The sequence below is a fragment of the Streptomyces sp. NPDC040432 genome (assembly GCF_055595445.1).
Map to the genome: position 1 here is coordinate 638,178 of NZ_JBVIVP010000003.1, position 20,638 is coordinate 658,815.

The following is a 20,638-nucleotide window of genomic DNA, read 5'->3' on the forward strand; positions in this document are numbered from 1 at the left end:
GCCGGGGGGTGGGGGACAAGCGGGAGGGGCGCCGGGTCGGCGGCGCAGCGGCGGAGCGGAGCGGGGCTGCTGCCGCCGGGCTCGGGCCTGCCGCCTTCGGCGCTGTCCGGGCCGCCCGGGCTTGCGGGCACATCACGGAGCGTGGCAAGGCCGGGCCCGGCCGGCGGAGTGCCGTCGGGTGGGCGGGGGGCCGGAGGTCGGGTGGTCGGGCAGGCTTCGTGCGGTCGGGTGGTCGGGCAGGCCTCGTGAGGCCGGGTGATCGGGACGGCTTCGTGCGGCCGGGTCAGGCGTGGCCGCGTTCCGCCCGGATCTCGTTGACGACCCGGTTCACCGAGGCCCGTACGTCCTCCATCTCCTGGAGGAACGCCCAGTAGTCCGGGTGCCGCCCCTCCAAACCGGTGAGGGCCCGCTCGACCCGCGCCACCGACTCGTCCAGCGGCCGGGCGTGCCGGGGATCGGGCACGCTGCGGCCCGCCATCGCCAGACGCTGCGCGTCCCGGATCGCGAACCGCGTCCGCTGCACCTCCGCCTGCGGATCCCGCGCCACCGCCTCCAGCCGGTCCAGCCGGTCCTGCGCCGCCGACACCGCCTCGTCCGTGGCGTCCAAGGAACCCCGAACCGCCTCGATGGCCGCCGTCACGTCCGCCCAGCGCTGCTCGTCCCGCGCCCGCCCGGCCTCCGCCAGCCGCTCCTCGGCCCGCGCGACATCCCGTACCGCCTCGTCCGGCACCTGCTGGAGGTCCTGCCAACACGCCGCGCTGAACCGCCGCCGCAACTCGCTGAGCACCGGATCCACCCGGTCCGCCCGGTTCCGCAGCGCCTGGGCCCTGGTCCGCAGACTGACCAGCCGCCGGTCGATCTCCGCCGCGCGCTCCGGGAGCCGCTCCGCCTCGGCCCGCACGCCCTCCGCGTCCCGCAGGATCCGGTCGGCCCGCTGCACGGTCTCCTGCACCCCGTGCTGCGCCGCTCCTTGGTTCAGCTTCGTCAGCTCCGGCCCCAGCGCCGCGAGCCGCGCCGCCAGGTCATCGGCCCGCATGCCCTTGGCACGCACCGAGTCCAGCGCGTCACTCGCCGCGAGCAACGCCGCCCTGGCCCGTTCCCGGGCCGGAGCCACCCGCGCCAACTGAGTCTCCGCCTTGTCCAGCAGCGGCTGCAGCCCCTGCGCGAACCGCTCCAGTTCCCCCTGGGCCCGCACCAGCTCGTCCCGCGCCCGCGTCAGCTGCTCCCGCGCCTGCGCGGCGACGGACCCTTCCAGATCGACCCGATCCAGGTCGTGCGCGTCCACCGCCTCGATGTACACCTGGCTCACCTGGTCGATGCGCACCCCCAGCGCGGCGAACCCCTCGGTCGCCCGCCGCGCCGCCGGAGACCCGTCCGCCGCGGCGATCGTCTCGATCGAGATCCGCAGATCCCGCTGCGCCGTGTCCAGCTCGTAGAACGCGGCCGCCGCGGCATCCTTCGCCGCCTGCGCGTCCGCCCGTCGACTCTCGTCCCGCCCGCCGAACCACCGCCGGGATGCCGTCGTCACAATCCCTCTCCCGTGCCCCGTCCGCCATGCCCCGGTCCATTCTCCCCCACCGGAACGGGTTTGCGTGGGGGGTGCGCCCTCCATGTAGGCTGTCCACTCATCCACGGGTGCGTAGCTCAGGGGTAGAGCGCTGCTCTTACAAAGCAGATGTCGGCGGTTCGAAACCGTCCGCGCCCACCAGCGCAGAGGCCCCCCGCCGATCATGGCGGGGGGCCTTTTGCATCCGCGTTCGACGTCAACGCCCATCATTGACGCATCGGTGCTACGCCTCCCCGCAGCGCCCTCCCCTCTGTCGCTCCTGGGGTGGTCGCCGAAGCCGGGTGTGTGCTGAGCCGCATGATGACTCCATGACTTCTGATTTCAGCAGCGTCCCCATTGAGAGCACTCGACTTACGGCCGTGAACGAGGGCGTCGCGCACGTCTTCACCTGGGACGCGGACGCGCGGATCGAGGTGCGGGGCCTGGGCGGAGAGGTCGTGATCGAGGCGAACGCGGCAGGTCTCAGGACGCTTGCCGGGCATCTGCTGGTGCTTGCCGGAGAAGGGGTTCCCGACGGGAGTCACCTGCATCTCGATGACGGCAACGGCCTGGTGGAAGGTTCCCTCGGCCTGGTTCTGGAGCGGTGTGACGAGGAGTGAGCGGGCCCTGCGCGGCGAGGTGGGGGCGGTTCTGCGGGCACCCCGAGGTCCGGTCGGAGTCAGCCCGGTCGTACATCGAGTCCGTCGGCGGAAAGGCTCCACGGCTTTCGGTACACCTTCGCTACGCACGACGGCTACAACCTCCGGGAAGCATCGGGCAATGTGTCCGCCGCCGCTCTGACGATCAGTGGGGGGCGGGGCGCTCAGCTCGTTCGGGACGACGGTCCGCCTGCGCGTCGTCGAGACGTTGGACGTCCTGCTCACGGCCGAAGGGATCCGATATCGGACTGCGGGGGCTTAGCGGGTCGGGGCCTCGGCATCCGCTCGCGGCGGGCCGTTCCGCCGGGCCGTCGGACGTCCTCCTGACCCGGAGTGGCGCCGGAGCCGGCGGGGACGAGAAGGCCCCCCGTCGGGGTTGGCGGGGGGCTGGGGGTCAGGCGTTGGGGCGCTTGCCGTGGTTGGCCTTCTTCTTCTTGCGGGCGCGTCGCTTGTTTCCTCGCTTGGCCATGGAGCGTCTCCTCATCACGGACAATTCGGGCGTTCGTCAGTCTAGGTCGGGGTATGACGACCCGCATCAGGGCGTGTGGGTTTCCCGCGCCGGAGCGCGGGGATCCCCGGGTGGGGGTGGTGTAAGTGACCGGGGTGGGGGAGTGGCTCTGGGTGATCGGAGCGGGGGTGCTGTCGGTGGCCGCGCTGGTGGTGTTCGGGCGGCTGGACGCGGACCGGTTCGAGCGGCGACGGGACAGGGAGCGGGCGAGGCTGATGGCCTCGCTGGGCACGGAGCCCGAGAGCGGTGAGCAGCCGAGTGTGCGCGACCCGCGCTTCATTGACGCCGGGGCGAGTCGGTCGGGGCACGCCGAACTGGGTGATCGGCGGGACGACTTCACGCCGATCCTCGTCGAGTACTACGCCTACGGGCTGACCCAGGCCCGCAGCAGCTTCGCGACCAGCCAACTGTTCGCCGCGGTCGGTGCGGCCGTCCTGCTCTTCGGGGTAGGGCTGGCGGTTTGGAAGGCGGAGAGCTCGGGGGACGCGTACGTCGGGGTGGTGACGAGCTCCGTCGGGCTGGTCGTCACCCTGGTCGGTCAGCTGTTCCACCGGCGCGCGGACATCGCCCTGCGGCACATGGCCGCCCAGACCGCGGCCCTCCGTGAGGACCGGCGGGCCGCGGAAAGCACGCAGCAGGCGATCGGTTTGCTGGAGGAGGTGGCCGATCCGGAGCTGAGGGCCCGGCTCCAGGCCGGGTTGATCATGAAATTGTCCGGGGCCGAGCTGCCGCGGTAGCGCCATAGTGGAGGTATGTGCCGCTCCATCAAGACCCTGCGCCCGCCGGCAATCCCCGAGAAGGCCACCGAGGAGGAGATTCGCGCGGCCGCGCTCCAGTACGTACGGAAGGTGTCCGGGTTCCGGGCGCCCGCCGCACACAACCGAGAGGTGTTCGACGCCGCCGTGGACGCCGTCGCCGAGGCGACGAGGCTACTGCTCGACGGGGTTCACGTTCGGGGCCGGGCTGCCGCCGAGGCCACTGCCGAGGCGTGACCGCCGCCGCCCGGCCCTTGCCGGGCGGTCCGTCGGTGCCCTGCCGGCGCGGAGCCGCGGGCCGGGGACGTCCCGGCCCGCGGCGTTCGCGTGCGTGACGGCGGGGTGGGTGGGGCCGGTGTCGGCCCTGCGGGCGTTCCTCCGCCGGTTCAGCCGATGGATGCCGAGCGGCGGCGCAGGACCCACACGCCGGCGCCGAGTGCGCCTGCGGCGAGTGCCCCGCCGATGGCGATCTGCGCGCTGCTGATCGATCCGACGCTGCCGCCCAGGCCGCCGCGGGCGGCGCCGGAGGCGACCTGAAGGGCGACGGTGACGCGCTGGCCGCCCGCGCCGCCGCACTCGAAGGTGACGGGGTGCGAGCCGGCGACGGCGTCGCGGTAGACGGTGGCCGCGCCGAAGAGGTTGGTCGCCTCCAGGTTGCCCGGGGTCAGCGACACGTCGCCGAAGGCCCGGGAGGTCGCCCGGCCGATCTTCGTGCCGCAGCCCTCGATGTTCAGGCTGACGCGGGCGCCGGGGGCGACGGTCCCGGGGGAGACGGTGGCGAAGGGGGCGGCGGAGGCGAGTGTGGCCGGGACGACGGCCGCGACGGCGAGTGCCGCCGCGGCGACCCCTGCGAGGCGGTGCCGGTTGCGCGTGCGGGTCATGGAGAGAACTCCTCGGGCTCCTCGAAACGGCGCGGCCAGGGCACGGATGTGACGCGGATTCGGTTGCGCACCGTGCTCTGGACGCTAGAAGCCCTGCCGGGACGCGGCGATCCCTGCCGGGTGAACGGGTGACCTGGTGCCCCACTCGGGCTACTCGCGCGATGCCCGCCACGCCCGCGCTGCCCGCGCTGCCCGGTTGGTTCGGGCGTTGGTGGGTCGCGGGTGTTCTACGTGGCCGGGGCAGGGGACTCCGGGGGGCGGCGGATGAGGTACGCGGCCAGGGAGCCCGCCGCGAACAGGGCGATGAGGGAAACCGCGCCGCCGAGCCAGGTCGTTCCGAGCCACTGGGTGCCGTAGTAGCCCAGTGCCACGCTGTAGCCGGCCCAGCTCATGCCCGCCAGTACGGACCAGGGCAGGAACTCCATCACCTTGCGCTGGGTCTTGCCAGCGCCCAGGGACACCACCGAGCGGCCCGCCGGGGCGAAGCGGGCGATCACCACCAGGGCGCCACCGCCCCTGGCCAGGGCCGAGCCCAGGCGCTCGTGGGCCCGGGTCAGCCGGCGCGAACGGGCGATGGCCCGGTCCAATCGGGCTCCCCCGCGCCGCGCCAACCGGTATGCGGCCATGTCACCCAGTACGGACGCGGTCGTGGCGATCACCAGCAGCGCCAGGATGTCCGGCACCTCGGCGGGAGCGCCCGCGGCTGCCGCGGCTGCCGCAGCCATGATCACCAGCATGCCGCTGGGCAGTACCGGGAGGAACACGTCGAGTACGACCGACGCCGCCACCACGACATAGATCCATGGGCTCGCGGTCAGCGACCCCAGCGTCTCAAGCAAAGCGGAACTCCCCAGTCCGAAGCGCCGCGTCGTCGCGGGGAGCGGCAGGGGCGGCTTGACAGCCATACAGCGTACGCCCGGAGCCCGACCTGTGGAGCCGCGGGGCCGCGGCGCCGCCGGGGCTCAGGGCGGCCCCGGCCCGGGCGGGGCCCGGGAGTCGCAGTCCGTGCCCGTCGTACGGGAGGTGGTCGGTGTTACTCCGCATCGGTGAGTTCACGGTCCAGCACCGTCACCAGGCGTGCCCCGGACCGCCCTTTGCGGGTCTGGTCCAGCCGCAGCCGGGCGTCCCGGCCCACCAGTGACAGGGTCATCAGCTGATTGCCGAACCACGGGCCGCCCGTACGCCGCCAGCTCAGCGGTGGCCGTCCCGTCCTGCCGTGGCGGGAGAAGCCCCGCCCCAACCACCGGCCCACCCGCGACCAGCCCAGGCGGAAGCCCAGCTTCACCGCCGTGTGGATGGAGTTGTGCACCGGCGAACAGGTCAGCTGGAACACCCGCGAGGTGCTGGGTATTCGGGGCTCGGCCACATACGCGTGATGGACGTCCCCCGAGAGCACACACACCGTCGACGGGGCTCGCGGGCCCGTTCCGACCTCCTCGATGAGATCGCTCAGCGCCTCGAACGAGCTCGGGAACGCCGCCCAGTGCTCCAGATCGCTGCGCCGCCGCAGGTCCTCACCGATCCGCGCCCAACGGGGCCCCCGCTCGCCCCGGCACAGCGCGGCGTTCCACACTTCCGCGTCGTGGATGAGCGGGGGCATCAGCCACGGCAGCGAGGATCCGATGAGCAGGTGGTCGTACCCGCCGTGCCCGGCGAGCGCGTTCTCCCGGAGCCAGTTCTGTTCCGCCGGGTCGAGCATGGCCCGGCCGTCCTCGGCCAGTACCCGGGCGGCCCGGGTGTCGACCATCAACAGCCTGGTCCGGCCGAAGTCCCGCCGGTAGCTCCAGCGCACCGAGGCCGGGTCGACGTCCGCCCGCGCGGCGAACGTGCGCAGCACGTCCGTACCGTCCGGGGTGTCCCGTACCGCCGCGTACAGCGGATCCGCGGCGAGCTCGGCGGGGGAGAGGTTTCCCAGGTGCTGGTGCACCCAGTACGACATCAGCCCGCTGAGCACCCGCTCCTGCCACCAGGGTGTCGCGCGCATCTCCGCCAGCCACGCCGCGCTCGTGTTCCAGTCGTCGATCACGTCGTGGTCGTCGAATATGTGGAGGCTGGGGACGGTCGACAGCAGCCAGCGGATCTCGGGGTCGAGCCAGGACTCGTAGTAGAGCCGGGTGTACTCCTCGTAGTCCGCGACCTGCGCACCCGGTGCCTCGCGCAGGTCGCGGCGGGCCGCGAGCCACCGCCGGGTGTCCCGCGACAACTGGTCGGCGTACACCTGGTCGCCGAGCAGCAGCAGGACGTCCGGGCGGACGGCCTCCGGCTCCGACGCCAGGTGGGCGGCGAGCGTGTCGAGGGCGTCGGCGCCGTGCGGTCCGCGGTGGTCGGCGGGTGGTGCGGCCTGTCGGCAGGAGCCGAAGGTGACGCGCAGGCCCGGCGCCGGCCTGCCGGGGCCGCCGCCCACCGCCGGCGTGCTGATGGTGCTCGGTGGGAAGGAGCTGCCGGTGGCGGGCCAGACGAGGACTCCGTCGAGCAGGACCTCGTAGGTCGTGGTGGCCCCCGGGGTCAGGCCGGTCACCAGCACGAGCGCGTAGTGGTGGCCCGATATCTGGAACGTGTGGGTGCTGCCGCCGGCCCCGTCGGCACAGCGGACCTCGGCGGTACACGGGCGGTCCGCCTCCACCCATATGGTGGCGGAGCCCCCCGTGTCCCAGTCCACGTACCGCAGCAACGGCCCCAGGCGCAGTCCGGCCATCCCCATCCCCCTTGTCGGCATCCCCTGTGATCACGGTACGGGGTGGAGGGTGGGCGTGGCCTCCCCCTGGCGGGGGAGAAATGGCCGGTTCGGGTGAGGGGTCAGCAGCCGTTCAGGACGTTCGTCAGGGCGGTCTTCTCGGTGGTGTCCATGCGCAGGTTCCAGTACTGCTTCACCTGGACCCACATGCGGGCGTAGGTACAGCGGTAGGCGGTCCGCGGCGGCAGCCACTTGCCGGGGTCGAGGTCGCCCTTCGCCTGGTTGACGTTGTCCGTGACCGCTATGAGCTGGGGGCGCGTGAGGTCATTGGCGAACTGCTGGCGCTTGGCCGTCGTCCACGAGTTGGCGCCCGACCGCCAGGCCTCGGCGAGCGGGACCATGTGGTCGATGTCGATGTCGGACGCGGCGGTCCAGGTGGCGCCGTCGTACTCGGAGTACCAGCTTCCGCTGACGGCGGCGCAGGACGAGTCCTGGACGACGTTCACGCCGTCCCGCTTGAGGACGGTCTCGCGGGTGTTGCAGGCGCCGGAGACCGTGCTCCAGTGCGGGAACAGGTCGCGGCTGTACCCGCTGGTGGAGCCCTCGGCCGCGGGCGTGACGGTGGCCAGGTAGGCGCGGGCGGCCGCGGCGCTGATGGGCGCGGGGGGAGCCGCCATGGCTCCGGGGGCGTTGACGAGCGAGGTGAGCGAGGCGAGGGCGACCGCCGACGCGAGGACTCCCGCGCGGCCGATGCGACGCGCGTAGAAGGAGGGCATGCGGAAGGAAGCGAGGGCCATGAGGGCTCCGTGGATGCGGGGGGTGGTGGCCGTGCTGCCCCGGCGGGACGCGGCCATGCTGGCGCCGTGAGGTGTCGTTGGGGTGGGCGCCAGGTGACAGCGTGCCGACATGCGCACGTCACATCAAGACGTTCAAGGGCCTTCACTCAAGGGGAAGTTGAGATTCCGCGCACGGGGGTGGGGGCAAGGCGGGGTCAACCTCGCATTCCGGGAGGCCGGGGTCGGTGACAGGGGCCACCGGCGGTGAGAATTTCAGCCGTCGCTCTCCGGGACGGGACGCCTTGCGGGTGAGGGGTGAGGGGTGAGGGTGAGGGGCTGGGTCGCGGAGTTGTGGTGCGGTGGGTGGGTGGGGGCGGTGTCGTGCAGCGTCATGCCGGAGGTGCTGCCGTCCGGTCTTGGCGTACCGGGTGAGGGAGGGGCGTTGGTTCCGAACGGACTAGCTGGGCGTGGACTTGGTGGCCTGACGGAAAAATCCGTTGCGGTACGCGGGGCGTCGGACCAGGCTCGCCGTCGTGATCACACCTGCGCCCGACAGTCGTTTCGGCTGGTCCAACATGTTCGTCCACCCCGACGACGACGCCCGATCGGACGGCGGCTTCCAGGGGGAACGGGACGTCCTCGTCGGCTATTTGCGCGACCAGCGGCTCACCCTGGAAATGAAGTGCGCGGGTCTCGACGCCGAGGCCATGGCCCGCCGATCCGTGGCGCCGTCGAGCCTGTCGCTCCTGGGACTGTTGCGGCACCTCGCGGGCGTCGAGCAGTACTGGTTCCGACAGGTCATGGCGGGGGAGGAGATACGCCGTCACTACCGCTCGGAGGGTGACCGCGACGGGGAGTTCACCGGTGCGATCGATGACCCGGAGGTCGTCGCGGACGCGTGGGCGACCTGGCGCGAGGAGGTCGCCTTCGCCGAGCGACTGGTCGCCGCGTCCCCTGACCTTGATGTCACCGGTGGTGGCGGAGAGGAACCGATGCAACTGCGCGAGGTCCTCGTGCACATGATCGAGGAGTACGCCCGCCACAACGGCCATGCGGATCTCCTGCGGGAGTGCGTCGACGGGCGCGTGGGGCAGTGACGGTGGCAGCGCGCTGACGCGCGTGATCCAGGACCTGCGGGGCGGGTGGGGGGCGGGGGCTTGGGTGGTGCGGTGCGGTGCACTCGCCGAGGTGGGTCTCGTGGTCCGGCCGTCCGAGGGTGCGTCGCCCCCTTTTGTGTCAACCGGGAACGAGGGTGACGCCCTGGGGCCGTGCGGGGCGGGAAGCCGACCCGCACAGGTATCGCTAGCGCAAGGGTTGATGCCCTCGGTTAGCGGACTGGGCCTGTGGGGCCGGGGCCGGGGCGGGGGCGGGCGGGGAAGCGGAGTGGGCCCGAGGCGGGCAGTTGCCGTCTCGGCTGGCTCCTGCCGGGGCTGGGCCGGGGCAGGAGAGGATCCTCGGCCGCTGCACGCTGCACGCTGCACGCTGCACGCTGCACGCTGCACGCTGCACGCTGCACGCTGCACGCTGCACGCTGCGCTTGGTCGGGGTTCGGGGCAGTGGCGAGTGAGTGGCGTTGCGCCGGGTCGGGTTGCGTCGGGGCGCGCCGAGGCAGGTGACGCCGGCCGTGCCTTGTCGCGCCGCGTCGTGCTGTGTCCCGCAGGGCCGCCTGTGTCGCGCTGCTGCGGTCCGGGCTGCGCCCCGTTGGGTTGCGCCGAGCCGACCCGCATGGAATCGCGCGGTCCAGTGCCGAGTCGTGCCACGTCGCGCCAGGGCTGTGGTTGCGCCGCGCGCTACCGGGATCGGCGGACATGCGGATCGCGAGGATCGCGTACGAGGTCCTGCGGCGGTGCCGATCGGCGGGCTGAAGATCACCACGAGCGTGCTGCGGTCCGGCTGCGGTACGAAGGTGGTCGAGGCGGTGCTGGATGGGCCGCGCAGGACCGCACTGCGCGGCGTAGGAACCTTGCCGGGTTCGGGGTGGGGGCCGTGACGGGACGGGCCGTGCCGGTCACGCCGGGGGGAGCGGCGGTGCCGGGCTGTGCGGTCGGGCTGCACGGGTTGGGGTCGTGTGGCCTTGTGTAAGGACCTGTCGGGCCGTGTCGTGCTGGGGCGAGCCGCATGGTGGCGGGCTGTGCGGTCGGGCTGTGCCCGTTGGGCCCGTGCGGCCTTGCGTGGGCAGCTGTCGGGCCGTGCCGTGTTGGGGCGAGCGTCGGTGCCGGGCTGGGCGAGTGGGGCCGTGCGGCTGTGGAGGGCTGTGCGGGTGTGGCCGTGCGCCCTTGCGCGGGGGCCTGCCGGGCCGTGCCGTGTTGCGGCGAGCCGCGTGGTGGCGGGCTGTGCGGTCGGGCTGTGCCCGTTGGGGTCGTGCGGCCCTGCGGGGGGACCTGCCGGCGCGACACTGTGCCGCGTAGGGGCGGCACAGTGTCGCGCCCGGGCGGGGTGTTTGCGGGAGGGTCAGGTGGTGGGCGGGGTGAGGGTGAGGTGGATCGCGCCGTCCGGGGTGGTGTCCACGAGGACCGAGGTCAGGTCCGTGACGTGGGCCGTCGGGCCGTGGGCGGCGGCGCGGGGGCCGATGCCGATCACCCGCATGCCGGCGGCGAGGCCCGCGGCGATTCCCGCGCCGGAGTCCTCGAAGACGATGCAGTCGGCAGGGTCCACGCCCAGTTCGGCCGCACCCTTGAGGAACCCCTCGGGGTCGGGCTTGCTGGCCGAGACGGATTCGGCGGTCACCCGTATCCGGGGCATCGGCAACGCGGCGGCCGTCATCCGGGCCGATGCCAGCGCGGCGTCCGCGGAGGTGACCAGGGCGTGCGGCAGGGAGGCGATCGCAGTCATGAACTCGGGGGCGCCTCCGACGGGGACCACGCCGTCGGTGTCGGCGGTCTCGCGGGCGAGCATCACGGCGTTCTCGGCGTAGTTGAGTTCCATCGGTCGTTCGGGCAGCAGGATGGCCATCGTGGCGTAGCCCTGGCGGCCGTGGACCACCTTCAGCGCCTCGTGCGGGTCCAGCCCGTGGGACACCGCCCACTCGCGCCAGCACCGTTCGACCACCGCGTCGGAGTTGACGATCGTGCCGTCCATGTCCAGGAGCAGGGCCTTGGCGGTCAGGACGACGGGGGCGGTGGTGGTGCTGGCCGGCATGGGAGGGGCTCCAGACGGGGCGGGAAAAGAGAACAAGTGGTTCCGTCCCCCGGTCAGGGGTTGAGGACGGAACCACTTTGTTCCACCAAGATACAAAACTCTGGAGGGTCCGCGCCACCACCGGGGACGTGACTTATCCCTCCAAGGCGCGGCGGGTCGCCGGCCCGTAGACGCCCCACGGGTCGTCGTGGATGCCGTACTCCATCTGGAGGTCCTCCACGGCGCTACGGACGGAGCGGCCGAACCTGCCGTCGAGCCTGCCGCGGTACAGGCCCTGCTCCGCGAGGAGCCGCTGGAGCTTCTCGACCTCGGCGCCGGAGTCCCCGTACCGAAGGGTCGGCGCCTGAACGGCCGGCGGTGACGGAGGGGGCGACGACGGGTCGGCGGAGCGGCTCGCGGACGCCGACGGGGTCGGGCTGGGCGGAGCCGACGAACGGGACGTGCTGGGCGAGGCGGACGGCGACGCGGAGCGCGACGCACTCGGCGAGGCCGAGCGCGAAGCCGACGCGGTCGGGCTCGGCGTCGGACTCGACGCCTCCGCCGAGGGGTCGGTCGGGTCTACGGGGACCACGCTGACCGCGGGGGCCGACGGCTTCGGGTCCGTCAGCGCCCTGTCCTCCGTCCCCGACCCGGTGAACCCCAGGGCCACGGCCACCGCACCGGCCACGACCAGTGCGCCGGCGCCGGCCAGCAGGGGCAGCAACCGTCGGGACCGCTTGCCGGACTTCCCGTCGACGTCGCCCGAGGCCGGCTCGGCCCTCCCCTGCTGGGCGGCATGCCCGGCGGAAGCGGGAACAGCCCGCAGCTGGACCGTCTGATCCGGCCAGGCCAGGACGGGTATCCCGTACGCGGGAGTGTGCGGCTCCGCCGGATCGGCGGGCGGCAAGGCCGGAAGCAGCGTCGTGGCTGCGTCCGGCGCCGCCGTCTCGGCGGCAGAGGCCGGGGCAGGGCTCGGCGGCGGGGTCGGGTGCGGGGGAGGCGGCGGGCCGGGTTGGCCGCCCGGGTGGGTCGGAAGCGGCCCGGGCTGCGGGGGCGGTGCCTGGCCCGATATCGGGCCGGGGTCGGGTGCGCCCTGCCCCGTCGCGGAGGGGGGCGGTGGCGGGGCCGAGGGGAACGGCGGCCGGTCGGGCGCCTCGGAGGGCTGGGCGACCGCACCCAGGACGGGCTGCGGGGGCGCCGGATCCGATACTTCCCGACCCTGGTCCGCCAGCCCCACGTAGGGGCGAATCCGTAGTGGGTTGAATCCCACGCCCGGTGTGCACCGGCATTCGACGCTCACGGCGCCGCATTCTGGACAGCGCTCAGCGCTCACTGGTACCCCTCCCTCGCCAATGCCTGCGATTATGCAGACCCCTCAGGCCCCACCCAACCCGTCCGACAGGCCATAACCGGACATACCGCTCAGGATGGAGATGTTGATCCGGCCCGAGGAGGAGCCGATGGCTCAGGATGTGACCACGTCCGCCGTGGACCCCGGTCCCGGCGCCGAGCACGCCTCGCGTGAGGTGCTCGTCTCGATCGGGGCCCTGCTGCTGGGCCTGCTGATCTCCGCCCTCGACCAGACCATCGTCTCCACGGCGCTCCCCACGATCGTGAGCGAACTCGGCGGTATGGATCACCTGTCGTGGGTGGTCACCGCCTACATGCTGGCGGCCACGGCGGCCACTCCCCTCTGGGGCAAGCTCGGCGACCAGTACGGCCGCAAGAGGCTCTTCCAGTACGCCATCGTGATCTTCCTGATCGGGTCGGCCCTCTGCGGTCTCGCCCAGGACATGCCGCAGCTCATCGGGTTCCGCGCCCTCCAGGGCCTGGGCGGCGGCGGACTCATCGTGCTGTCCATGGCGATCGTCGGCGACATCGTTCCGCCGCGCGAGCGCGGCAAGTACCAGGGCCTGTTCGGCGCGGTGTTCGGTGCGACCAGCGTGCTCGGACCGCTGCTGGGCGGCCTGTTCGTGGACCACCTCTCCTGGCGGTGGGTCTTCTACATCAACCTCCCGATCGGTCTCGTCGCGCTCGTCGTCATCGCCGTGGCCCTGCGCATCCCGGCCCGCTCGGCCCGTCACACCATCGACTACCTCGGCACCTTCCTCATCGCCTGTGTCGCCACCTGTCTCGTGCTCGTCGCCTCCCTCGGCGGCACCTGGGGCTGGGGATCGGCGCGGATCATCGGGCTCGCCGTCCTCGGCGCGGTGCTCCTGGTGTTCTTCGTGGTCGTGGAGCGCCGGGCCGCCGAACCGGTGCTGCCGCTCGGTCTGTTCCGCATCCGCACCTTCACCCTCTGCTCGGTGATCAGCTTCATCATCGGTTTCGCGATGTTCGGAGCGATGGTCTACCTGCCGACCTTCCTCCAGGTGGTCAGGGGCGTCTCACCCACCATGTCCGGCGTCCACATGCTGCCGATGGTGATCGGTCTGCTGATCGCCTCCACCGCCTCCGGGCAGATCGTCAGCCGCACCGGCCGGTGGAAGGTCTTCCCCATCCTGGGCACCGGCGTCACCGCCATCGGCCTGCTGCTCCTGCATCAGCTGCACCGGGACAGCTCCGACCTGGTGTTGGGCGTGTGCTTCTTCGTCTTCGGCGCGGGACTCGGTCTCGTCATGCAGGTACTCGTCCTCGTCGTGCAGAACTCGGTCAGCTACGCCGACCTCGGAGTTGCCACCTCCGGTGCCACCTTCTTCCGATCCATCGGCGCCTCCTTCGGCGTCGCCATCTTCGGCACGATCTTCACCAACCGGCTCGGTGACCAGCTCAGCGCCGCCCTGGCCGGCGTTCCGCTGCCGCCGGGCGTGAGCGCGGCGGGCCTGGAGGCGGATCCGCGGGCGATCGGCACACTGCCCGTCGAGCTGCGGCCCCGGGTGTTGGACGCCTATTCCGACTCCATCACCGACGTGTTCCTCTACGCGGTGCCGGTGGTGCTCGTCGCCTTCGTGATCGCCTGGTTCCTGAAGGAGGACAAGCTCAGGGGCTCCGTCACCGCACCCGACGTGACGGAGACGCTCGCCTCCAACCCCGTCCACCGTTCCTCGCACGAGGAGGTCGCCCGCGCGCTGTCCGTGCTGGGCACCCGCGAAGGTCGGCGGCACGTCTACGAAAAGATCACCTCGAAGGCCGGCTACGACCTGCTCCCAGCTGCCAGCTGGCTGCTCCTGCGGATCAACAAGTACGGCTCGGCCGAACCGGCCGTGCTCGCGGAACGCACCATCGTCCCGCTGCGGGCGATCACGGAAGCGGCCCGACAGGTCGAGGAACGCGGCCTCGCCTCCCGTGAAGGACTCGCGCTGATCCTCACGGACCGGGGGCGGGTGGCCGCCCGTCGGCTTTCCGATGCCAGGCAGGAGTCGCTGGCCGAACTGCTCGGTGACTGGTGGGGCCCGGACCGCCCGACCGACCTGGTGAAGCTCGTCGAGGAGATCAACCGGGAGCTGTGCGGGTCCGACGCCGAGGAGCCCTACGACACGCTGCCGCGCCGGGACCACGCCGCGCACTGATCGTCCGTGGAGTCGACCTGACCTGCCGACCGCGTGCGCGGCAGGTCAGGCGGTCAGGTCAGGGGCTTCTCGAACCAGTGCTCGGCATACGGTCCGGAGTTGTACGCCGGTATTTCCCGGTACCCGTGCCGCGCGTACAGGGCGCGCGCCTCCACGAGGTCCGAACGGGTGTCCAGGCGGACCCGCTCGGCACCCAGCGACCTGCCCGCCGATTCCAGAGCTGCGAGCAGGGCCGCCCCGCCGCCGGTGCCGCGGGCACACGGGGCGACGTACACCCTGGTGAGTTCGGCGGTGAACGGGTCGATCAGACGCACGCCGCCGCAGGAGAGCGGCACCCCGGCCAGCCTTCCGACCAGGAAGCGGCCCGCGGGTGGGGCGAGGTCGTCCGCCGGGAAGTCCAGCATGCCCTGGTCGATCTCGGCGTTCGTGACGGCCCGTTTCCAGTAGCGGCCGGCGACTTCGGCGTAGTAGGCGCGGCGCAGGTCGGTCGCGTCCGAGGTGGTGAAGGGTTCCTGGACCACGTGCCAGGTGCCGGGGGCGGGAGTGCGGCGGCCGGTGGTCGTGGTGGTGGGGGCTGTCGTGATGATCGAGTTGGTGTCCATGACGCCATTGTGGGACGCCCTTCGCGTTGCCCGCGTGGAATATCCACACCCACGGACCGATGATGGGGAAAGGTGAAAATCAGGCAAATGGAGGGTGTGAGGGTCATGTCGGAGCATCCGAACTGCGCCCTGGTACGCCGTGCCTACGAGGCCTTCGGCAAAGGCGACATGGGGACGATGGGCTCGCTGATGACGGCCGACGTCATCCACCACGTGCCCGGCAGCAGCCCGCTCTCCGGGCACCACAAGGGACGGGAGGCCGTCCTCGACCTCTACCGCCGGCTCGGAGAGGAGACCAACGGCACCCTTCGGATCGATCTCGACCGGGTCCTGGCGGACGGCCGGGGGCACGTGATGTCGTTCCACCTCATGCGGGCCGACCGGGGAGACCGGGGCATCGAGATCCACGAAGGCCTCTTCTTCACCATCGTCGGCGGGAAGATCACCGACATCGACGAGTGCGTGGAGGACCTGGACGAGTCGGACGCGTTCTGGGCGTGAGCCCGCGCCGGCCGCGCGGTGGTGGGGACCGGCGTGACGTACCGCCTGCGCCCGCCGCGCCGTGGTGGGGGTACGCCTGACGTACCGCCTGCGCCGGGCCCGGGCCGCCTCGCGGCGGTACCGCTCGCGCCTCTCGTACCGCCCGCGCCGCTCGATCGCCCGACCTCTCGCGCCGCGCCCGCGTCCGGTGGCCCGCCGGGCCGCTCGCGCCGCGCCGCACCTGCCGGGCCGCCCGCTCCGCCCGCCCCGCGTCGGCGGGCGCCCGCCCCGCGTCGGCGGGCGCCGGGCGGAGCGGGCGGGGGCGGTGCCCGGTCAGGCCTGCTTCGGGGCTGCCTGCTGGACCACCTCGAAGGACCAGACCGACGAGCCCGAGGCCGCCGGCTTCGGGCGGTCGCCGCCGGAGGAGTCGCCGCCGCCCTGGTGGGCCGCCTTCATGGGGCCCTCCATCCACGCCTGGAAGTCCTCCTCCGAACGCCACCGCGTGTACACGAGGTACTGGTCGGTGCCCTCGACGGGACGCAGCAGCTCGAACCACTCGAACCCGTCCGAGCCCTCCACGGTGCCCGCCCTGGAGGCGAAGCGCTTCTCCAGGACCTCGCGCTGCTCGGCGGGCACGGTCAGGGCGTTGATCTTCACGATGCTCATGGACGCCATCCTAGGGATCGCTCGGGGGATATCGTCGTCCCGGTAGTGAAACGCGGTACGCGACGCGGCGGCCGGGCGAAGTCGGGGTTGCGGCGGACAGGGTGGGAGGACTACGAGGCGTGGCTAACGCGGCGGAGCGCGGCGGTGCGGACGGACACGCCGGGGTCATAGGCGGTAGCGGAAGGCTCGGGGCGGTACGGCTGCTCCTGTGGGCCCTCGCCGGCGTCCTGGCCGTCAGACAGGCCGCGGTCGTGCTGCGGGTGCCGCCCGCCGAGTGGCTCGGCGGCTTCCACCTCCCCGCCGGCCTCCCCGGTTCGCTCTACGACGCGGGCCAGTTCACCGGCACCCCCTTCGCGGGGCTGGTCCTGAAGCCGCTGACCGGCTTGGCCGCGCCCTCCCTGGAGGTGGCCTGGACCTGCGTGACCCTGCTGTGCGTCGCCGCGATCGGGCTGGTCGCCGCGCGGGGCCTGCCCGACCCCGTACCCCGGCGCACCGCGCTGTTGGCCGCGCCGCTGCTGGTCACCGTGATGATGGTGTCGCTGCCCGTCCGCGAGGCCGCGTCGCCCGGGCAGACCGCCGTCCTGCCCGTGCTGCTGGTGCTGCTCGCCGTGTTCCGGGTGCCCGGTGACCGTCCCGCCGGTTTCCTCCTGGGGCTCGCCGCCGCCCTCCAACCACCCCTGTTGATCTTCGCCGTGCTGCTGTGGTTCACCGGCCGCCGGCCCGCCGCGCAGGCCGCCGCCCTGACCTTCGCCGGCGCGACCGCCCTGTCCTGGGCCTCCCTGCCGCGCGACTCCTGGACGTACTGGGTCGAGCACGTCGTCGGTACCGGCCTCGGCGGAACCCCCGGCAGCCTCGCCAACCAGTCCCTCCACGGTGCCCTTCTGCGCCTCGGCCTCGGCGGCCCGGTCGAGATCGTCCTCGCCCTCGTCCTCGGCGCGGCCGTCACCTGGTTCGGGCTGCGCCGCGCGGTCCGCTACGCCCGTGACGGGCAGCTGCTCCTCGCCGTCGCCGTCACCGGCTGCGTGGCCGTCGCCGTGTCCCCGGCGGGCTGGCGCCACCAACTGCTGTGGGTGCTCCTCGCGGTGGCCGGCAAGGTGGGCAAGCGTGCCGCCGACCGGCGGGTGTGGCCGGTCGCCGTCGTCCTGGCCATGACCCTGCCGAGTTCCGTGCTGCTGCCGAACATGGCCGCGCTGGCTCCCGTACGGGACAACGTGCCGCTCCTCGCGGCCCTCGCGGCGGCCTGCGCGGTGCCGTTCCTGCCGCGGTCCTCGCCGTACTGGCGCGAGCCCGTGCCCACCGTCCACGGGCGGCCCGCGGAGGCCCGCTGGTCCCGGGTGCCGCTGCTGCCGTTCTGGCGGCGGGTGATGTCCCGCCCCAACCTGCTGCTGGAACTGCTGCTGATACGGGTCGGCTACTCGCTCTACTCGCACATCCGCGCCGCCGCCCCCACCAGCCGTCCGCTCGCGGAGGGCAACGCCCGCCGGATCCACTCGATCGAGCAGGCCCTGGGCATCGACATCGAGCACGCCGTGAACCACGCGGTGGTGAACACGCCCTGGCTGGAGGCGTTCTTCAACTTCTACTACACCTCCTTCCACTTCGTGGTGCCGCTGGGCATCCTCGGCGTCCTCTACTGGCGCCGCCCCGGCGACTACCGCTGGGCCCGTGCCTCGCTCGGCCTGGCGACCGTCCTCGCCCTCCTCGGCTTCTGGCTCTACCCGCTCGCGCCGCCGCGCCTGATGCCCGGTCTCGGGTTCGTCGACACCGTGCACGGGGTGCAGGACCTGGCGAACCCCACGTACGGGGCGATGACCGCGATCTCCAATCAGTACGCGGCGATGCCCTCGCTGCACTTCGGTTGGTCCCTGTGGTGCGGGATCGTCATCGTGGTGCTCGCGCCGAGGGGTTGGCAGAAGCTCTTGGGCGTGCTGCACCCGCTGATCACGGTGTGCGCGATCGTCGCCACCGCGAACCACTGGGTGTTGGACGCGCTGGGCGGGGCTGCCGTCGTCGCCGCGGGGTTCGGCCTCGTCCACGTCCTGTCCGGCCCGCGGGGCGTGCAGGTGAGCCTGCCCGCGCAGCGCACGTCCGCCGCTGAGGAGGCCCGCAGCCCGGCCCGTGCGTAGGCCTGCCGCGCGACGGGCCCGCGGCCCGACCCGCACGGCAGCCCCTGCTCGTACGTGGCTCCCGCCGTACGCCGGTCCTGCTCCACGCGGTTCAGGAGTACGGGCGGGAGCCGTCGCCGGCTACGCGTGCCAGAGCGCGCCGTGCCGGTGGCGTGCGGGCGGCAGGTCCACGTTCGCGGCGTCCGCCGCGGCGGCGGCGCCGGCCTCGGCATCCGCGTCGGCCGCAGCGCCCGCGGGTCCGGTACCGGCGGGGTGCAGCAGTGCGAGGAGCAGCCCGACCCGGGCCCGCAGGAGCTGCCGTGCGCGGCGTTCCTCGATGGCGGACGCCCATGCGACGGAGGCGTCGCGGTTGTGCCGGGGGAAGGAGTGGACCTCCACCCGGCGACGGATCCTGACCGGACGGGGCCTGGTGGACTCCTCTGCCGCGTCGGCGAGTTGGCGGGCGCTGAAGCGGAGGTCGTGGAGGACCACGGAATGCCAGGGGCTGCCCGCCGGGCGTCCGGGCGGTGTTTCCTCGCCGTGGGACGGCGGGATGTGATGAGCGGTGCGTGACATGGGACTCCGTCGGTCGCAACCGCCAGGTGTCTCCTGGCGGGCTACCTGAAGCCCCTCGGTCCCGTCCCTCGCGCTTCTGACATGCACACACCCTACCCACCCGGGCCCCCGTCCGCGGGGACTCGTGGGCGACCCGCCCGCCCCCGGGGCCGTGACGGCCGAAGGGGCGCCGGGGCATCGTGCCCCGGCGCCCCTTCGGTGGATCGTCGCGTCCTGTCAGGATCGGGCCTCGGGCGTCATCGCGCCACTCGGGCGGGTCGCGGGGGCGTGGCGCGCGCCGTGACCCCGGTGGGCGACAGGGGCCGGGGCGTGGGTGGAACGGCCCCTGCCGCTCCGGAACCGGTACGGCCGCGTGTGCTCAACCGCGGCTGACCCGGAGCTCCTTGATGCCGTTGAGCCAGGCCGCGCGCAGCCGGCGCGGGTCCTCGCCGGTCAGTCGCAGGTCGGGCAGGGCGTCGGCGAGGGCGTTGAAGATCAGGTCGATCTCCATGATGGCCAGGGACTTGCCGAGGCAGAAGTGCGGGCCCCCGCCGCCGAAGCCGAGGTGCGGGTTCGGGTCGCGGGTGACGTCGAAGCGGCCGGGATCGGTGAACACCTCGGGGTCGTGGTTGGCGGAGGAGTAGAACATCCCCACCCGGTCGCCGGCCTTGATCTTCTGGCCGCCCAGTTCGGTGTCCTGGGTGGCGGTGCGCTGGAAGGACACGACGGGGGTGGCCCAGCGGACGATCTCCTCGGCCGCGGTGGCCGGCCGGGTCTCCTTGTACAGCTCCCACTGGTCGGGGTGGGTGAGGAAGGCGTGCATGCCGTGGCTGATGGCGTTGCGGGTGGTCTCGTTGCCCGCGACCGCCAGCAGCAGGACGAAGAAGCCGAACTCGTCGGAGCCCAGGTTGCCCTGGCCCTCGGCGGCGACCAGTTGCGTCACGATGTCCTTGGCGGGGCATTCCTTGCGCTCGGCGGCCAGGTTCATCGCGTAGCCGATGAGTTCCATGGCGGCGTTCGCGCCGACCTCCTCGGTGATCGCGTACTCCGGGTCGTCGTACGCGATCATCTTGTTCGACCAGTCGAAGATCCTGGCCCGGTCCTCCTGGGGTACGCCGATCAGCTCGGCGATGGCCTGGAGGGGGAGTTCGCACGCCACCTGCGTGACGAAGTCGAAACTGCCGTCGGCGGACGCGGCCAGGGCCTCCTCGGCGATCTTCCGGGCCCGGTCGCGCAGGGCCTGTTCCAGGCCGCGGATGGCGCGCGGGGTGAAGCCGCGCTGCACGATCTGGCGTACGCGCGTGTGTTCCGGCGGATCCATGTTCAGCATGATCAGTCGCTGGGCATCAATGGCATCACGCGGGACGTGCTCGTTGAAGCGGATGATCGCCGTGTTGGTGGTGGAGGAGAAGATTTCCGGGTGCGTGGAGACGTACTTGACGTCCGCGTGCCGGGTCACGACCCAGTAGCCCTCGTCGTCGAAACCGGTGATGCCCCGCCGCTGCGGGCACCACCACACCGGCGCCGTCTGCCGCAGCTCGGCGAACTCCGGCAGCGGGACGCGGCTTTGCAGGAGATCGGGGTCGGTGGCGTCGAAGCCTTCGGGCAGCGCGGGACAGGGCATCGGGGCGACTCCAAGGTCTGACGGAGCATCAGAAGCTGGCTTGAACGTAATAACGAGTTCTAGAAGAGGCAAGGGCCGGAACGCCACCTGTTGCGTGTGGAATCCGTGTAAGCCGCGTGCAAGACCCTTGCGTGCCGGGGTCCGGGTCATAAGACTGCGGGGGAGAACTAGAACGCGTACT

The 20,638-nt window shown here is 72.5% G+C and carries 19 protein-coding genes and 1 tRNA gene; 8 read left to right on the plus strand and 12 right to left on the minus strand.

Annotated features, from left to right (window positions below):
* Window positions 1-283: 283 nt before the first annotated feature.
* Entirely contained in the window at window positions 284-1,528 is a 1,245-nt protein-coding gene (locus ACZ58N_RS10000; RefSeq protein WP_471157462.1) for a hypothetical protein, read from the minus strand.
* A gap of 105 nt (window positions 1,529-1,633) precedes the next feature.
* Here ACZ58N_RS10000 and ACZ58N_RS10005 point away from each other — a divergent pair.
* Window positions 1,634-1,708 (plus strand) — tRNA-Val (locus ACZ58N_RS10005).
* A gap of 167 nt (window positions 1,709-1,875) precedes the next feature.
* Window positions 1,876-2,166 (plus strand): Imm32 family immunity protein, encoded by a 291-nt coding sequence (locus tag ACZ58N_RS10010; RefSeq protein WP_471157464.1) that lies wholly within the window; start codon window positions 1,876-1,878, stop codon window positions 2,164-2,166.
* Window positions 2,167-2,599: 433 nt separating this feature from the next.
* On the opposite strand, the gene ACZ58N_RS10015 is transcribed toward ACZ58N_RS10010, so the two are convergent.
* The gene (locus ACZ58N_RS10015) at window positions 2,600-2,674 is read right to left on the minus strand and encodes a 50S ribosomal protein bL37 (protein WP_100661309.1); all 75 of its coding nucleotides are present in this window, start codon (window positions 2,672-2,674) and stop codon (window positions 2,600-2,602) included.
* Window positions 2,675-2,799: 125 nt separating this feature from the next.
* On the opposite strand from ACZ58N_RS10015, the gene ACZ58N_RS10020 reads away from it, so the two are divergent.
* Together ACZ58N_RS10020 and ACZ58N_RS10025 are read left to right on the plus strand one after the other, a co-directional pair.
* Window positions 2,800-3,450, plus strand: coding sequence for a TRADD-N-associated membrane domain-containing protein (locus tag ACZ58N_RS10020; RefSeq protein WP_471157466.1), 651 nt, complete (start codon window positions 2,800-2,802; stop codon window positions 3,448-3,450).
* 15 nt (window positions 3,451-3,465) lie between these two features.
* A complete protein-coding gene (locus ACZ58N_RS10025) occupies window positions 3,466-3,705 on the plus strand; it encodes a DUF2277 domain-containing protein (protein WP_471157468.1) in 240 nt (79 codons plus the stop codon).
* Window positions 3,706-3,854: 149 nt separating this feature from the next.
* Here the strand turns inward: ACZ58N_RS10025 and ACZ58N_RS10030 are convergent, their stop codons facing one another.
* From ACZ58N_RS10030 to ACZ58N_RS10045, 4 genes are all read right to left on the minus strand, one after another.
* On the minus strand, window positions 3,855-4,349 hold the full coding sequence (locus tag ACZ58N_RS10030; protein ID WP_471157469.1) for a hypothetical protein: 495 nt from the start codon (window positions 4,347-4,349) through the stop codon (window positions 3,855-3,857).
* A gap of 227 nt (window positions 4,350-4,576) precedes the next feature.
* Window positions 4,577-5,188, minus strand: coding sequence for a DedA family protein (locus ACZ58N_RS10035; RefSeq protein ID WP_471157471.1), 612 nt, complete (start codon window positions 5,186-5,188; stop codon window positions 4,577-4,579).
* Window positions 5,189-5,382: 194 nt separating this feature from the next.
* Window positions 5,383-7,044, minus strand: a complete 1,662-nt coding sequence (locus ACZ58N_RS10040; RefSeq protein WP_471157472.1) for an alkaline phosphatase D family protein — start codon at window positions 7,042-7,044, stop codon at window positions 5,383-5,385.
* Between the two features lie 101 nt (window positions 7,045-7,145).
* Window positions 7,146-7,799, minus strand: coding sequence for an HNH endonuclease family protein (locus ACZ58N_RS10045; protein WP_471157584.1), 654 nt, complete (start codon window positions 7,797-7,799; stop codon window positions 7,146-7,148).
* A gap of 575 nt (window positions 7,800-8,374) precedes the next feature.
* On the opposite strand from ACZ58N_RS10045, the gene ACZ58N_RS10050 reads away from it, so the two are divergent.
* Entirely contained in the window at window positions 8,375-8,896 is a 522-nt protein-coding gene (locus tag ACZ58N_RS10050; protein ID WP_471157585.1) for a DinB family protein, read from the plus strand.
* Window positions 8,897-10,250: 1,354 nt separating this feature from the next.
* Here ACZ58N_RS10050 and ACZ58N_RS10055 read toward each other — a convergent pair.
* On the minus strand, window positions 10,251-10,937 hold the full coding sequence (locus tag ACZ58N_RS10055; protein WP_471157474.1) for an HAD-IA family hydrolase: 687 nt from the start codon (window positions 10,935-10,937) through the stop codon (window positions 10,251-10,253).
* A 133-nt stretch (window positions 10,938-11,070) separates the two neighbouring features.
* A complete protein-coding gene (locus ACZ58N_RS10060; RefSeq protein ID WP_471157476.1) occupies window positions 11,071-11,823 on the minus strand; it encodes a peptidoglycan-binding domain-containing protein in 753 nt (250 codons plus the stop codon).
* A 526-nt stretch (window positions 11,824-12,349) separates the two neighbouring features.
* On the opposite strand from ACZ58N_RS10060, the gene ACZ58N_RS10065 reads away from it, so the two are divergent.
* Window positions 12,350-14,425 (plus strand): MDR family MFS transporter, encoded by a 2,076-nt coding sequence (locus ACZ58N_RS10065; protein WP_471157587.1) that lies wholly within the window; start codon window positions 12,350-12,352, stop codon window positions 14,423-14,425.
* Between the two features lie 53 nt (window positions 14,426-14,478).
* Here the strand turns inward: ACZ58N_RS10065 and ACZ58N_RS10070 are convergent, their stop codons facing one another.
* Window positions 14,479-15,027, minus strand: coding sequence for a GNAT family N-acetyltransferase (locus ACZ58N_RS10070; protein ID WP_471157477.1), 549 nt, complete (start codon window positions 15,025-15,027; stop codon window positions 14,479-14,481).
* 105 nt (window positions 15,028-15,132) lie between these two features.
* On the opposite strand from ACZ58N_RS10070, the gene ACZ58N_RS10075 reads away from it, so the two are divergent.
* A complete protein-coding gene (locus ACZ58N_RS10075; protein WP_471157478.1) occupies window positions 15,133-15,528 on the plus strand; it encodes a nuclear transport factor 2 family protein in 396 nt (131 codons plus the stop codon).
* Between the two features lie 312 nt (window positions 15,529-15,840).
* On the opposite strand, the gene ACZ58N_RS10080 is transcribed toward ACZ58N_RS10075, so the two are convergent.
* The gene (locus ACZ58N_RS10080) at window positions 15,841-16,173 is read right to left on the minus strand and encodes an antibiotic biosynthesis monooxygenase family protein (protein WP_471157479.1); all 333 of its coding nucleotides are present in this window, start codon (window positions 16,171-16,173) and stop codon (window positions 15,841-15,843) included.
* Window positions 16,174-16,292: 119 nt separating this feature from the next.
* Between ACZ58N_RS10080 and ACZ58N_RS10085 the strand changes: the two genes are divergently transcribed.
* Window positions 16,293-18,299 (plus strand): bifunctional glycosyltransferase 87/phosphatase PAP2 family protein, encoded by a 2,007-nt coding sequence (locus tag ACZ58N_RS10085; RefSeq protein WP_471157481.1) that lies wholly within the window; start codon window positions 16,293-16,295, stop codon window positions 18,297-18,299.
* A gap of 120 nt (window positions 18,300-18,419) precedes the next feature.
* Here ACZ58N_RS10085 and ACZ58N_RS10090 read toward each other — a convergent pair whose 3' ends face one another.
* Window positions 18,420-18,854, minus strand: coding sequence for a hypothetical protein (locus ACZ58N_RS10090; protein WP_471157482.1), 435 nt, complete (start codon window positions 18,852-18,854; stop codon window positions 18,420-18,422).
* 358 nt (window positions 18,855-19,212) lie between these two features.
* Complete coding sequence (locus ACZ58N_RS10095) at window positions 19,213-20,457, minus strand: cytochrome P450 (protein ID WP_471157483.1); 1,245 nt, start codon at window positions 20,455-20,457, stop codon at window positions 19,213-19,215.
* Between the last annotated feature and the right edge of the window lie 181 nt (window positions 20,458-20,638).